The sequence below is a fragment of the Bradyrhizobium stylosanthis genome (genome assembly GCF_001641335.1).
Lineage (GTDB): Bacteria > Pseudomonadota > Alphaproteobacteria > Rhizobiales > Xanthobacteraceae > Bradyrhizobium > Bradyrhizobium stylosanthis.
In genome coordinates this window covers 86,451-100,652 of the sequence record NZ_LVEM01000002.1, presented here as the reverse complement: position 1 = coordinate 100,652, position 14,202 = coordinate 86,451, and the positions used below count along the sequence as shown (strand labels likewise).

The 14,202-nt window shown below is 65.6% G+C and carries 14 protein-coding genes; 5 read left to right on the top strand and 9 right to left on the bottom strand.

Annotated features, from left to right (window positions below; all coding sequences use genetic code 11):
• Positions 1–163 precede the first annotated feature (163 nt).
• Entirely contained in the window at positions 164–1,273 is a 1,110-nt protein-coding gene (locus A7X65_RS12315; protein ID WP_063685056.1) for a DUF2336 domain-containing protein, read from the bottom strand.
• A 250-nt stretch (positions 1,274–1,523) separates the two neighbouring features.
• Positions 1,524–2,225 (bottom strand): RluA family pseudouridine synthase, encoded by a 702-nt coding sequence (locus A7X65_RS12310; RefSeq protein ID WP_063685054.1) that lies wholly within the window; start codon positions 2,223–2,225, stop codon positions 1,524–1,526.
• Positions 2,226–2,272: 47 nt separating this feature from the next.
• Between A7X65_RS12310 and ftsY the strand changes: the two genes are divergently transcribed.
• A complete protein-coding gene (gene ftsY, locus A7X65_RS12305) occupies positions 2,273–3,217 on the top strand; it encodes a signal recognition particle-docking protein FtsY (RefSeq protein WP_063685052.1) in 945 nt (314 codons plus the stop codon).
• Between the two features lie 122 nt (positions 3,218–3,339).
• On the top strand, positions 3,340–3,942 hold the full coding sequence (locus A7X65_RS12300; protein ID WP_063685050.1) for a septation protein A: 603 nt from the start codon (positions 3,340–3,342) through the stop codon (positions 3,940–3,942).
• A gap of 164 nt (positions 3,943–4,106) precedes the next feature.
• Here A7X65_RS12300 and A7X65_RS12295 read toward each other — a convergent pair whose 3' ends face one another.
• From A7X65_RS12295 to ccmA, 5 genes are all read right to left on the bottom strand, one after another.
• Entirely contained in the window at positions 4,107–4,700 is a 594-nt protein-coding gene (locus A7X65_RS12295; protein ID WP_063685048.1) for a DsbE family thiol:disulfide interchange protein, read from the bottom strand.
• Complete coding sequence (gene ccmD, locus A7X65_RS12290; protein ID WP_063685046.1) at positions 4,697–4,882, bottom strand: heme exporter protein CcmD; 186 nt, start codon at positions 4,880–4,882, stop codon at positions 4,697–4,699. Before ccmD ends, A7X65_RS12295 begins: the two co-directional genes overlap by 4 nt.
• Positions 4,879–5,658 carry a heme ABC transporter permease gene (locus A7X65_RS12285; protein ID WP_063685044.1) on the bottom strand — a complete coding sequence of 260 codons (780 nt, stop codon included), beginning with the start codon at positions 5,656–5,658 and terminating at the stop codon, positions 4,879–4,881. Before A7X65_RS12285 ends, ccmD begins: the two co-directional genes overlap by 4 nt.
• Positions 5,659–5,748: 90 nt before the next feature.
• Positions 5,749–6,417, bottom strand: coding sequence for a heme exporter protein CcmB (gene ccmB, locus A7X65_RS12280; RefSeq protein WP_063685042.1), 669 nt, complete (start codon positions 6,415–6,417; stop codon positions 5,749–5,751).
• A gap of 304 nt (positions 6,418–6,721) precedes the next feature.
• Positions 6,722–7,324: a heme ABC exporter ATP-binding protein CcmA gene (gene ccmA, locus A7X65_RS12275; protein WP_063687631.1), complete on the bottom strand. Its 603-nt coding sequence runs from the start codon at positions 7,322–7,324 to the stop codon at positions 6,722–6,724.
• A 241-nt stretch (positions 7,325–7,565) separates the two neighbouring features.
• Between ccmA and acnA the strand changes: the two genes are divergently transcribed.
• The 3 genes from acnA to A7X65_RS12260 all read left to right on the top strand — a co-directional run bounded on the left by acnA (position 7,566) and on the right by A7X65_RS12260 (position 12,263).
• Positions 7,566–10,286, top strand: a complete 2,721-nt coding sequence (acnA, locus tag A7X65_RS12270; RefSeq protein WP_063685040.1) for an aconitate hydratase AcnA — start codon at positions 7,566–7,568, stop codon at positions 10,284–10,286.
• A gap of 220 nt (positions 10,287–10,506) precedes the next feature.
• Positions 10,507–11,286: a DUF1223 domain-containing protein gene (locus tag A7X65_RS12265; protein WP_063685038.1), complete on the top strand. Its 780-nt coding sequence runs from the start codon at positions 10,507–10,509 to the stop codon at positions 11,284–11,286.
• Between the two features lie 605 nt (positions 11,287–11,891).
• Positions 11,892–12,263 carry a DUF2794 domain-containing protein gene (locus A7X65_RS12260; protein ID WP_063685036.1) on the top strand — a complete coding sequence of 124 codons (372 nt, stop codon included), beginning with the start codon at positions 11,892–11,894 and terminating at the stop codon, positions 12,261–12,263.
• 121 nt (positions 12,264–12,384) lie between these two features.
• Here the strand turns inward: A7X65_RS12260 and A7X65_RS12255 are convergent, their stop codons facing one another.
• Both A7X65_RS12255 and A7X65_RS12250 read right to left on the bottom strand, forming a co-directional pair.
• Positions 12,385–12,915 carry a GNAT family N-acetyltransferase gene (locus A7X65_RS12255; protein WP_063685034.1) on the bottom strand — a complete coding sequence of 177 codons (531 nt, stop codon included), beginning with the start codon at positions 12,913–12,915 and terminating at the stop codon, positions 12,385–12,387.
• Between the two features lie 280 nt (positions 12,916–13,195).
• Positions 13,196–13,987 (bottom strand): Bax inhibitor-1/YccA family protein, encoded by a 792-nt coding sequence (locus tag A7X65_RS12250; protein ID WP_063685032.1) that lies wholly within the window; start codon positions 13,985–13,987, stop codon positions 13,196–13,198.
• Between the last annotated feature and the right edge of the window lie 215 nt (positions 13,988–14,202).

Below are 14,202 nucleotides of genomic sequence, written 5' to 3'. Positions count from 1 at the left end.
GGCCGGGACCCATAACCACAGGGAGCTGTTTGCCGACGGCTATCAGTTGCTCTGCTTTGTTGGGACAAGCACCGCGCATCGCCGATGGATCACGCGGTATGGGTCCCGGCCTTCGCCGGGACGACACCGAGGGTGTGGATGGTCCGTGCGAAGAAGCGCTCCCCTACGACGCCCGCACCTGCCAGAACCGCAGCGTGCGTCGCGCGTTCTCCGGCGTCATCCTCGCAAAGTGCCCCTGCGCCCTCGCTACGTCCGCGGGCTTCATCGCGCCGGTGGCAAAACGGCATTCGAGTACGGCGACGGTCGTGTCCCAGCTGAGCTGCGCAGCCTTGCATGGCACCAGGAGGCCATCCTCGCGCAGGCTCTGCATCAGCGGACGAATCACTTCGACGGTCGATCCGGAGAGCGCGGCGAGAGCCGCGGCGGTCTCTTCATAGCGCCGCTGTCTGGCGAAGCCGAGCAGCATGGCCTCGTTGAGCTGGCCGGTGGCCTTGAGGCCTGCGATGGCGCGCTTGGCGCCTTCGAAGTCGCGGACGGCGGACATCTCGCGCTCGACGCCGACGGTGACGGCGGCGATCGCGGTCTGGATCTCCTCGAACAGATGCGGCGGCGCGCGCGACAGCAGACGCGTGCGCACCGCGTCGGTTGCCGAGCGCAACAACCGGCGGCGCAGTTCCGACGGCAGGTCGACACGGACGCCGACGCTGACGGCGAGCTCGGGATCGCTTTCGGCCTGCCCGACGATGAGGGAAAATCCATTGCCCGACACGCGTGCGCCGGGATTGGCAGCGAGGCGCCGGCTGACACTGGGATAGCGGCGCGCCAGCAGCGCGTCGGTGACGATCTCCTTCAGCCACCAGCGGCCGGCGACCGCGAGCAGATGCGGCTCGCCTTTGCTGGAGGCGATCTTCACCAGTTCGCCGTCGTCGAGGCGCGCGGATTCCTGCAGCACGGGACCGGCGATGCGGATCTCGTCATTGTTGGCGAGGCGGCGGATCACCGAGGGCGGCGCCTGCGCGATCGGCGCGAGCTGCGCGCTGATCTCGGCCAGTGCCACGCGCGCGCCCATGTCGGCGATCGCGCGCAGCTCGATGGTGCCGATCAGGCGATCGAGCACGTCGTCGAACAGCGCGATCTGCTCGTCGTCAAAACTGCCGGCGGATGAGAGGAACAGGTCGGTGACGCGCCGGGCCGTTTCGAGGCCCTTCTCCGCCGAGCCGAGTCGAATGGCGGATTCGACCTCGTCGATAATCGATAACTCGGCCTTGGACATGACGCGCGGCTCGTCCTGAGCGATTGACGGAAGCTTGTTCTAAGCAACCGCTATCATTAGAGGCGAGCACTGAACGTTTCGTAAACCATCGCACGGTAGCCAGGCACGGCGCTCCCTGCCCGACCACTGCTCCTCATCCTGAGGAGCCCGCAAAGCGGGCGTCTCGAAGGATGGACGCGGGCGAGATGCAACAGCGGGGGCCTTCATGGTTCGAGACGGCGCTGTCGCGCCCCCTCACCATGAGGGTCGATTATTCCCCGTTCCAGCCGCAGGCCCGCAGCTTCTCGTGCATATGCGGCGGCGCCGGCGCCACGACGCGGACCGGCTCCTTGTTCCGGGAGATCGGCACCACGATCTCTCGGGAATGCAAATGCAGCTTCGGCTCGCCGAAGCGCGGGCCGTTGCCGTAAATGTTATCGCCGAAGATCGGCCAGCCGGTCGCCGAGGAATGCACGCGCAATTGATGGGTCCGCCCGGTCACGGGTTCCATGGCGAGCCAGGTGAAACCGTCGCCCCGGCCCATCACCTTCCAGTTGGTGACCGCCTTCTGGCCCTCCGGATCCGGTTTCTGCCACCAGCCGCGCTCGGCATTGAGCCGTCCGAGCGGCATGTCGATGGTGCCCTCGTCCTCGGCAGGCCCGCCTTCGACCACGGTCCAGTAGGTTTTGCCGATCTTGCCGTGCTTGAACAGCAGGCCGAGCGAGGCGGTCGCCTTGCGATGGCGGCCGAGCACGAGGCAACCTGAGGTGTCCTTGTCCAGCCGGTGGGCCAGCACCGGCGGCCGCGGCAGGCCGAAGCGGAGCGCGTCGAAGGAATCCTCCAGATTGGCGCCGCCCTTGGGGCCGCGATGCACCGGCAGGCCGGCCGGCTTGTCGATGATCAGCATCAGCCCGTCGCGATGGAGCACGCGGGCCATGATCTCGTCGGCGGTCAATTGGGGAACATCGAGCAATTGCAAGACTTTCGTTTAAGGGCGGGAACGGCTAACACACCCCCGCCATGAACGATACCACGTCAGATCCCCCCAAGCTGAGCTGGTGGCGCCGCCTGTCCAACGGGTTGAAGCGGACCTCGTCCTCGCTCGGGACCGCGGTCGCCGACCTCGTCACCAAGCGCAAGCTCGACCGCGCCATGCTCGATGACATCGAGGACGTGCTGCTGCGCGCCGACCTCGGCACCTCGGTCGCGGTGCGGATCGCGGACGCCGTCGGCACCGGGCGCTACGACAAGGCGATCTCGGCCGACGAGGTCAAGGACGTCGTCGCCACCGAAGTCGAGAAGGTGCTGGCGCCGGTGGCAAAGCCGCTCGTGATCGATGCAGGCAAGAAGCCGTTCGTGATCCTCGTGGTCGGCGTCAACGGTTCCGGCAAGACCACCACCATCGGCAAGCTCTCGCAGAAATTCGCCGGCGAAGGCCGCAAGGTGATGCTGGCTGCCGGCGACACGTTTCGTGCCGCGGCCATCGAGCAGCTCAAGGTCTGGGGCGAGCGGACGAAGACGCCGGTCATCGCGGGCGCGCAAGGTTCCGATTCGGCCAGTCTCGCCTTCAATGCGCTCACCGCCGCGAAGGAGCAGGGCATCGACGTTCTCCTGGTCGACACCGCCGGCCGCCTGCAGAACAAGGCCGAGCTGATGAACGAGCTCGAGAAGGTCGTGCGCGTGATCCGCAAGGTGGATGACACTGCGCCGCATGCCGTGCTGCTGGTGCTGGATGCTACTGTCGGCCAGAACGCGCTGTCGCAGGTCGAGGCCTTCCATCGCACCGCCGGGGTCACCGGTCTCGTGATGACCAAGCTCGACGGCACGGCGCGCGGCGGCATCCTGGTGGCGCTCGCGGAGAAGTTCAAACTGCCGGTGCACTTCATCGGCGTCGGCGAAGGCGTCGACGATCTCGCGCCGTTCACCGCGCGCGATTTTGCCCGCGCCATCGCCGGAATCGAATAGCGTCATCCTTCGAGACGCCGCTTGCGCGGCTCCTCAGGATGAGGTCGTGCCACAAATGAGGTCCTCATCCTGAGGAGACCGCGAAGCGGTCGTCTCGAAGGATGAGAGAGACGGAAGAGAGAATGGACAAGACCCAGCCGCATCCGCTGTTCAAGCTTGCGACCGAGCTCGGACCGCTGCTCGTGTTCTTCTTCGTCAATGCGAAGTTCAATCTGTTCGCTGCGACCGGCGCCTTCATGGTCGCAATCGTCGCGGCGATGGCCGCCTCCTATGTGGTGACGCGCCACATTCCGATCATGGCGATCGTCACGGGCGTGATCGTGCTGGTGTTCGGCACGCTGACGCTGGTGCTGCACGACGAGACCTTCATCAAGGTCAAGCCGACCATCATCTACGGCCTGTTCGCCGCGATCCTCGGCGGCGGCCTGCTGTTCGGCCGCTCCTTCATCGCCGTGATGTTCGACCAGATGTTCAACCTGACGCCGCAGGGCTGGCGCATCCTGACCCTGCGCTGGGCGCTGTTCTTCGCCGGCATGGCGGTGCTGAACGAGATCGTCTGGCGCACCCAGAGCACGGACTTCTGGGTGAACTTCAAGGTGTTCGGCGTCACCCCGATCACCATGATCTTCGCCATCGCCCAGATGCCGCTGACCAAGCGCTACGGCATCGAGCCCGCGTCGCTGGAGGCGAGCGAGGCCGAGGCGGGGGATGTCAGGAAGGGGTGAGGTAGGTCTCGTGTCCCGGACGTGCGAAGCGCGAGCCGGGACCCAGGCTCTCTCCAGAAGCGCTGTCGTGGTGACGTGGGCCCCGGCTCTGCAGCCCATCACACCGGACGATGCTTCGCATCGCCGGGAGTGCTGCGCAGCGTCCGGGGCACGAGAGAGCCGAGCTAGCTCCCCGCCTTCAACGCCTTCTCGATCTGCGGCAACAACACCGTCCGGTAATTGTCCGGCGTGATCGGCCCGACCAGCTTGTAGACGATGGTGCCCTCGCGTCCGACGACGAACGTCTCCGGCACGCCGTAGACGCCCCATTCGATCGAGGCGCGGCCGTTGGCGTCGACGCCGACGCGGCCGAACGGGTTGCCGTAGCGCCCGAGGAAGCGCCGCGCGTTGTCGGCGGCGTCCTTGTAGTTGATGCCGACGAGCTCGAAGCGCTTGTCCTTCGCCAGCTCCGTCAGGAGCGGCGCTTCGTCATGACAAGGCACGCACCAGGACGCCCAGACATTGACGAGACTGACCTTGCCCTTGAAGGCGGCGGGATCGAGCCCGGGCACCTGCGTGCCGTTGTCCTGCAGGCCCTCGAGCGGCGGCAGCATGGTTTGCGGCGCCGGCCGGCCGATCAGCGCGGAGGGAATCCGCGAGGGATCGCCGCTGCCGAGCCGGAACCAGAACAGCACGGCGAGGCCGATGAAAGCGATCAGCGGCAGCACCATCAGCAAGGTGCGGCGCTGCGCCGGCGCGGAGGTCGATTGATCGCTCATGAGGCGTCCACCGCGCTGCGGCCCGAGCGGCGGGTGACGCCGCTGCGATCGAGCTCGCGCAGGCGCTCCGTCTGGTTGCGATAGTCGAGCGCGATCCAGCCGATCAGGATCGCGACCACCAGCGCCACGGCGGCATAGGACGTCACGATGAAGGACGCGTAGGGACCGAGCGACATCATCACGTGGCCCCGACTTCTTTCGACGCGCCGTCTTCGCGCGCGCCGCTCGAAAACGCGACGCGGCTCGCCTGCATCATCTGCAGCGAGCGGACGCGCCGGCGCAAAATCTCGTTGCGCATCGCGGCGAGGTGCAGCGTCACGAACAGCAGCGTGAATGCGATCGCCATCAGCAGCAGCGGAACCAGAAAGGATTTGTCGAGCGTCGAGCCGCCCATGCGCATCACCGAGGCGGGCTGGTGCAGCGTGTTCCACCAGTCGACGGAGAATTTGATGATCGGCAGATTGATCGCGCCGACCAGCGTCAGCACCGCGGCAGCGCGGGCCGCACGCGAGGGATCGTCGACCGCGCGCCACAACGCCATCAGGCCGAGATACATCAGGAACAGGATCAGCACGGACGTGAGCCGCGCATCCCATTCCCAATAGGTTCCCCACATCGGACGGCCCCACAGCGAGCCCGTCAGCAGCGCGAGGAAGGTGAAGCTGGCGCCGATGGGAGCGGCCGCCTTCGCCGCGACATCGGCGAGCGGATGCCGCCACACCAGCGTGCCGAGCGAGGCGATGCTCATCACGCCCCACACGAACATCGACAGCCAGGCATTGGGTACGTGGATGAACATGATCTTGACGGTCGCGCCCTGCTGGTAGTCGTCGGGCGCCAGCGCCGCTTGATAGAGGCCGATGGCAAGCAGGATCACGGTCGCACCCGCAAGCCACGGCAGCAGGCGCGCCGTCAGCGCGAGGAACCGTGTGGGATTGGCGAGGTCGATCAGCGTCATGGTATCCTGATAATCACCGGTTGATGCTCACGCAATCAGCATAAAAGCGCGCCACGAAAGTTGATCGGGGTCAAGGCAGCCGCGCCCATCTCAGTCGAGACCATGCCGCAGGCTCGCCGCCGCCGCGAAGGGGCCGACCACGAGGCTGACCAGCGACAGCGCGCACAGGATCGAAAACGGCGCGCCGAACGTCATGGGGCCGACGATCACGGCCTGCGAGGCCGCGACCCCGAAGATCAGCACCGGAATCGACAGCGGCAGCACCAGCACGGCCATCAAAAGCCCGCCCCGATGCAGCGTCACCGCCAGCGCCGCGCCGATCATGCCGGTGAAGGTCAGGGCCGGGGTGCCGGCCAGCAGCGTCAGCGCCACCGCGCCGGTCGCGACCATGTCGAGATTGAGCAACAGGCCGAGCACGGGGGTTGCGACAATCAGCGGCAGGCCGGCCGCCAGCCAGTGCGCCAGCGCCTTGGCCGCGCAGGCGAGTTCCAGGGGCGTCCGGCTCATCGTGATCAGGTCGAGCGAGCCGTCCTCATGGTCGGCCATGAACAGCCGGTCGAGCGTCAGCAGGCTCGCCAGCAGCGCCCCGAGCCACAGGATCGCCGGCCCCAGCCGCGACAGCAGCGCCAGATCCGGCCCGACCGCGAACGGCATCAGGACCACCACGGTCAGGAAGAACAGCACGCCGATCAGCGCCCCGCCGCCGACGCGGAGTGCGATCCTTATGTCCCGGCGGATGAGAGCGGCGAGGGCGGTCATGGGGTGGCTCCGGCGGCGAGGCGGCCATGGGAGCCCGGCTCCTGCCCCGCGATCAGTGCGCTCCCTCCCCCCTTGCGGGGGAGGGCGGGGGAGAGGGGTAGCCCCGGGAGAGATGTTCGTTTGGGGCGGGCTTCCCAAGCGCTTGAACCGATAGGCCGCGCCGCGCGGCACCCCCCTCCCTGACCCTCCCACGCAAGGGGGGAGGGAACGGAGAGAGCGGAGCCTGGCCTCAAGCGCCGCCGAAGGGGCGTCGGTTGCACCGCCGAACGCTGCACGCACGAGAAAAGCTGAGGGTCGGAATGCCTCATGCCGTCCCCCCGATCCGCAGCTCCCGCGAATCAATCCCCAGCGGGGCGTGGGTGGCCGCGATGATCATGCCGCCTCGCGAGAGATGCTCCCGCATCAGGCCGCCGAACATCTCCTGTCCCGCCACATCCAGCGCGTTGGTGGGCTCGTCCAGCAGCCAGACCGGCCGGCGGACCGTCAGCAGCCTGGCCAGCGAGAGGCGGCGGCGCTGGCCGGCCGACAGGAAGCCGGCGGGCAGATGGGTGGCATGGTCGAGGCCGACGGTAGCAAGGCTCTCGGCGGCCTCGAAGCGCTCGCCGCCCAGAAAATCAGCCCAGAATGCCAGATTTTCCGCCACGCTCAGCGCCGGCTTCAGGGCGTCGCGATGGCCGAGATAGTGGCACTGCTCGGGCAGCGTCATCTCGGCGTCGCCGCCGTCCAGTACGATTGTGCCGCCGGCCGGAATGAGCAGGCCCGCGATCAGCCGCAGCAGCGAGGTCTTGCCCGCGCCGTTGCGCCCCACGACCGATACGGCCTCGCCGGAGGCCGCCGCGAAATCGAGCCCGGAAAACACCTCGCGCCCGCCGCGCACGCAGGCGACCCCGCGTCCGGACAGCTGCATCTTGGCTCGGTCCAATCCGCTCAAAGCCAGGCCTCAGGAAATCTTGGGGTAGCGCATGGGAATTTTTGGCTCGGCAATTGCTGCGGCACGATTGTGGCTGTGGCGGCGCGGTTAGAAAGCTTCTATAAGCCCGGAACTACTTGATGCAGCAACTCAACCTGCCCCTGCAAGCGACCCAGCCTGCTATGCTGACGGTGTTAAAATACCCTGCCGGGTATAACTAACAATTGGGATTTCCTACATGACCTCGCTCGACAGCTTCAAATGCAAAAAGACCCTCAAGGTCGGCGCCAAGACCTATGTCTATTACAGCCTGCCCACGGCCGAGAAGAATGGTCTGAAGGGAATTTCGAAACTCCCCTATTCGATGAAGGTCCTGCTCGAGAACCTCCTGCGCAACGAGGACGGCCGCTCGGTCAAGAACGAAGACATCGTCGCGGTGTCGAAGTGGCTGCGCAAGAAGTCGCTGGAGCATGAGATCGCCTTCCGCCCGGCGCGCGTGCTGATGCAGGATTTTACGGGCGTTCCCGCGGTGGTCGATCTCGCCGCCATGCGCAACGCCATGCAGAAGCTCGGCGGCGATGCCGAGAAGATCAACCCGCTGGTGCCGGTCGACCTCGTCATCGACCACTCCGTGATCGTGAACTTCTTCGGCGACAACAAGGCTTTCGCCAAGAACGTCACTGAAGAGTACAAGCAGAACCAGGAGCGCTACGAGTTCCTGAAGTGGGGCCAGAAGGCGTTCTCGAACTTCTCCGTCGTGCCGCCCGGCACAGGCATCTGCCACCAGGTCAATCTCGAATATCTCTCCCAGACGGTCTGGACCAAGAAGGAGAAGATGACGGTCGGCAAGAAGACCGGCACCTTCGAGGTCGCCTATCCCGACTCGCTCGTCGGCACCGACTCCCACACCACCATGGTCAACGGTCTCGCCGTGCTCGGCTGGGGCGTCGGCGGCATCGAGGCGGAAGCCTGCATGCTCGGCCAGCCGCTGTCGATGCTGCTGCCCAACGTCGTCGGCTTCAAGCTGAAGGGCGCGATGAAGGAAGGCGTCACCGCCACCGACCTCGTGCTCACGGTCACGCAGATGCTGCGCAAGCTCGGCGTCGTCGGCAAGTTCGTCGAGTTCTTCGGCCCGGGCCTCGACAATCTCTCGGTCGCCGACAAGGCCACCATCGCCAACATGGCGCCGGAATACGGCGCGACCTGCGGCTTCTTCCCCGTTGACGCGGCCGCGATCGACTACCTCAAGACCTCGGGCCGCGCTCCGGCGCGCGTCGCGCTGGTGCAGGCCTATGCGAAGGCACAGGGTCTTTTCCGCACCGCCAAGTCGGCCGATCCGGTGTTCACGGAGACGCTGACGCTCGACCTCGCCGACGTCGTGCCGTCGATGGCCGGTCCGAAGCGTCCCGAAGGCCGCATCGCGCTGCCGTCGGTCGCCGAAGGTTTCTCGCTGGCGCTCGGCACCGAGTACAAGAAGGCCGAGGAGCCCAACAAGCGCTTCGCCGTCGAAGGCAAGAACTACGAGATCGGCCATGGCGACGTCGTCATCGCCGCCATCACCTCCTGCACCAACACCTCGAACCCGAGCGTGCTGATCGGCGCCGGCCTGCTTGCGCGCAACGCCGCCGCCAAGGGCCTCAAGGCCAAGCCGTGGGTGAAGACCTCGCTGGCTCCGGGCAGCCAGGTCGTCGCGGGCTATCTCGCGGACTCCGGCCTGCAGGCCGATCTCGACAAGGTCGGCTTCAACCTGGTCGGCTTCGGCTGCACCACCTGCATCGGCAATTCCGGTCCGCTGCCGGAGGAGATCTCGAAGTCGATCAACGACAACGGCATCGTCGCCGCCGCCGTGCTCTCCGGTAACCGCAACTTCGAAGGCCGCGTCTCGCCGGACGTGCAGGCGAACTATCTGGCCTCGCCGCCGCTGGTCGTCGCGCACGCGCTCGCCGGCAGCGTGACCAAGAACCTCGCCGTCGAGCCGCTCGGCGAAGGCAAGGACGGCAAGCCGGTGTACCTCAAGGACATCTGGCCGACGACGAAGGAGATCAACGCCTTCATGAAGAAGTTCGTGACCGCGTCGATCTTCAAGAAGAAGTATGCCGACGTGTTCAAGGGCGACAACAACTGGCGCAAGATCAAGACCGTCGAGAGCGAGACCTATCGCTGGAACATGTCGTCGACCTACGTGCAGAACCCGCCTTACTTCGACGGCATGAAGAAGGAGCCGGAGCCGGTCACCGACATCGTCGAGGCGCGCATCCTCGCCATGTTCGGCGACAAGATCACCACCGACCACATCTCGCCGGCCGGTTCGATCAAGCTCACCTCGCCCGCCGGAAGGTATCTCAGCGAGCACCAGGTGCGCCCCGCCGACTTCAACCAGTACGGCACGCGCCGCGGCAACCACGAAGTCATGATGCGCGGCACCTTCGCCAACATCCGCATCAAGAACTTCATGCTCAAGGGCGCTGACGGCAACATTCCGGAAGGCGGCCTCACCAAGCACTGGCCCGACGGCGAGCAGATGTCGATCTACGACGCCGCGATGAAGTACCAGCAGGAGCAGGTGCCGCTGGTCGTGTTCGCCGGCGCCGAATACGGCAACGGTTCCTCGCGCGACTGGGCTGCGAAGGGCACGCGTCTGCTCGGCGTTCGCGCCGTGATCTGCCAGAGCTTCGAGCGCATCCATCGCTCGAACCTGGTCGGCATGGGCGTGCTGCCGCTGACCTTCGAAGAGGGCACCTCGTGGTCGTCGCTCGGCCTCAAGGGCGACGAGAAGGTCACGCTGCGTGGCCTGGTCGGCGACCTCAAGCCGCGCCAGAAGCTGACCGCCGAAATCGTCTCCGGCGACGGTTCGTTGCAGCGCGTTTCGCTGCTCTGCCGCATCGATACGCTGGACGAGCTCGACTACTACCGGAACGGCGGCATTCTGCACTACGTGCTGCGCAAGCTCGCGGCCTAAGCGCGAATTTGTGAACGGTGGCTCACTGCGACGTGAGTAGAAGGTTAAACGAAGGCGGCCTATCACAAGGCCGCCTTCGCGCGTTTGCGGCATGATTCAGATGGGCCCGTCCGGCGGAAAATCGCACTGGACGGTTGAGCGTGCCGCGCCCCGTAAGACTACGGTGATGATCAGGCGATAAGATTCCCCCTTCCACGAGCTTTGGTGTGCGGCGTTCGACATGACGACAATGACGGCTTCTCATCTGATTTCACGTTGGTCCGGCGCTCTCTGGTCGGGAGCACTCGGCATCTGCGCAATCGTCGCCGTCATCCGTCCCGCCCACGCCGATCCCCGCGCCGTTGTCGAATTGTTTACCTCGCAGGGCTGCTCGTCCTGCCCGCCCGCCGACAAGATCATCGGCGATCTCTCCAGCGATCCCTCGATCATCGCGCTGAGCATGCCGATCGATTATTGGGACTATCTCGGCTGGAAGGACACGCTGGCGGATTCGCGTTTCTCCGCACGGCAGCGGGCCTATTCGCGCATGCGCGGTGACCGCGAGGTCTACACGCCGCAGGTCGTGGTGAACGGCTCGACGCATGTCATCGGCAGCGATCGCGCCGGCATCGAAAGCGCGATCGGCAAGACCGACAAGGGCACCGGCGTGATGAGCGTGCCGGTGACGATGTCGCTCTCGGGCAAGCAGATCAACGTGTCGGTGGCCGCGAGCAAGGAGCCGGTGGGGGCCTCGCATGGCGAGGTCTGGATCTGCTCCATCGCCAAGTCGGTGCCGATCGCGATCAGCCGCGGCGAAAATCGCGGGCAGCAGATCACCTATCACAATGTGGTACGCAACCTGCTCAAGGTCGGCGACTGGACCGGGCGTCCCGAAAGCTGGACGGTGCCCCTGGAGAACCTCACGCGCGACGGCGTCGACGGCGCGGTGGTCTACATCCAGGACGGCAGCCGCGACAAGCCGGGCCCGATGTTAGGTGCGGCGTACACCTCGCTGCACTGATTCGATTTTCTCTCTCAAGCGTCGTACTCACTTTCACTCCTCATGGTGAGGAGGCGCGTCAGCGCCGTCTCGAACCATGCAGGCCCGTGTGCGCTGACGCAGCTCGGCCTCGATCCTTTGAGACGCCGCTTCGCGGCTCCTCGGGATGAGGGGTGAGAATCTTCGCGCGGATGTTCGGAGAGAGGGGCGTCGCGCCGGAAACACTCCGACACAAACAAAAAAGGACCAACTCGCGTTGGCCCTCCTTGTCGCGCGTACAGACCCGATCCTGTTCGACCCCGGGGGGCTGGGGGCTGAGGAATCCGGAACCGAAAGGACCGGGTCAACGCACACAGGTCTTTTCGCAATGCAGGGCGGCAGGCGCTTGGCGGAAAAGCGGCGAGACTAAGATTCTTGAGCACGATCCCGTGACGCTTCGTCGCGAGGAAGTTCCACCCCTGCGTGTAGGGTGATTCGCATCCGATTCCATGGGTTGAGTGGGCGAGTTCCATCGAGGGGCCTTGCGGCGGGGAACGGTTGGCGCAATCATGCAAGTGTCATGATCCGCCGTTCCGGGGACGGTCTTCGCGGACGCGGGTCGTGCTGTGCGATGAGGAGCGCTTCCCATGAGTCTGACGTCGGAGGATGCTGATCCGAGCGGGCAGCGCGCGGCGGCGCATCCCGCCGCTGCGAGCGCGCAGGCGAACCGGGTGACGTTCAACCGGCTCGAGCTGCACCGCATTCTCAATCTCTACGGCCGCATGGTGGCCGACGGCGAGTGGCGCGACTATGCCATCGACTTCCTGAGGGACCGGGCAGTGTTTTCGGTCTATCGCCGCGCCTCGGAAGTTCCGATCTATCGCATCGAGAAGGACCCGCGCCTCGCGCGCAAGCAGGGCATGTACAGCGTGATCTCGGCGACCGGCCTGATCCTGCGCCGCGGCCACGAGCTCGAGCGCGTGCTGCTGGCGATCGACCGCAAGCTGGCGGTGGTCTAACCGCACGACTGGTGCCGTAGGATGGGTAGAGCGCAGCGAAACCCATCGCCTTCGGACGCTCAGACAAGGCTTGATGGGTTTCGCTGCGCTCTGGCCATCCTACAGGATCCCCTCGCGGGGCCTACTTCGCCGGCACCGTCTTCGCGCCCTCGCCGAGGTCGCGCTGCATCATCACCGTGTCCAGCCAGCGGCCGAATTTCAGCCCGACATTGGGATGCGTGCCGATCATCTTGAAGCCGCCCCTGGTGTGGACGCCGATCGAGCCGGCATTGGCGGAATCGCCGATCACGGCGATCATCTGGCGGAAGCCGCGCGCCTCGCATTCGGTGACCAGCCGGTCCAGCAGCAAGGAGCCGATGCCGCGACGATGGAACGACGGGTCGAGATAGATCGAGTTCTCGACCGTGAAGCGATAGGCGGGCCGCGGCCGGTAGGCGCCGGCATAGGCATAGCCGGCCACGCGCCCGTCGAGGATCGCGACGAAATAGGGATAGCCGCCGTCCACCAGCGCGCGGTAGCGGCGCGTCATTTCGGCGAGGTCGGGTGGATCCAGCTCGAACGTCGCGGTGCCCTCGCGGACGGCCTGCTGGTAGATGGCGGTGATGGCGGGAAGGTCGGCCTCGGTCGTGGGCCTGATGTCAGGTGTGGTCATGGGGGAAGATTAGGGCGTTCCCGCGCTCGCCGGAAGAGGCAACGGTGCTTCCCCATCGTCATTGCGAGCGCAGCGAAGCAATCCAGAAATGCGTCCGCGGAGGGACTATCGAATTGCCCGCGTAGCCCGGATGAAGCGCAGCGAAATCCGGGGGCAGGTGCATCCGCGGGCTCGATTGTCCCGGATTACGCTTCGCGGGCTACGGGAGCACGTCCCCACCGCCCCAAACAAAAACCCCGGCCTCTCGGCCGGGGTTCGTGTCCGTTCTCTCGTCGATCGCTTAATCGCGCTGGCCGAGGAGCTGCAGGAGCAGCGTGAACAGGTTGATGAAGTTCAGGTACAGCGACAGCGCGCCGGTGATGGCTGCACGCTCTGCGATTTCACCGCCGGCCGAAGCGTAGCCGTAGATGTAATCGTTCTTCAGGCGCTGCGTATCCCAGGCGGTGAGGCCCGCGAACACCAGCACGCCGACCACCGACACGATGAACTGCAGCATCGAGCTCGCCAGGAACAGGTTGACCAGGCTCGCGATGATGATGCCGATCAGGCCCATGAACAGGAACGAGCCCATGCCGGTCAGGTCACGCTTGGTGGTGTAGCCGTAGAGGCTCAACGCACCGAACGTCGCCGCGGTGATGAAGAACACCCGCACGATCGAGGTGTGGGTGAACACCAGGAAGATCGACGACAGCGAGATACCCATTAGCGCCGCGAACACCCAGAACAGGATTTGGGCGGTCGAGGGAGCGAGACGGTTGATACCCGCCGAGATCACGAACACCATCGCGAGCGGCGCGAGCATGAACAGCCACTTCAGGGGGCTGACGAACATCGCGTAGCCGAACGGCGTCAGGAAGATCTTGCCGACGCGAACGGCGTCCGCGGTCGGGACGTCAGTCACGGCAGCCATGTAGACACCGAGCGCGGCAAGGCCGGTGATGGCCAGGCCGATGCTCATGTAATTGTAGATGCGCAGCATATAGGCGCGCAGGCCGGCATCGACCGTCGCGGCGTCGACACGCCCGGCGGCCCTGCCGAAAGGAGAAGCGTAGTTACGGTCTAGGTCCGACATGGTCGAAATCCCGTTGGTTGGTCCGGTCCGGCATGAGGGTCGCCACGCCGCCGGTACGTCAAATTCTATCTCGGATACCGATGCCTGCCGACTAAATTTTGGCTAACAATCGGGGCTCCGAACCCATTCGATATGTGGGAAACTAACACATTCGCTGCAACCGTCCACGCGCGGCTGAATGTCGCCCTCGCCCACAATCCAGACGAGCGGTCGTG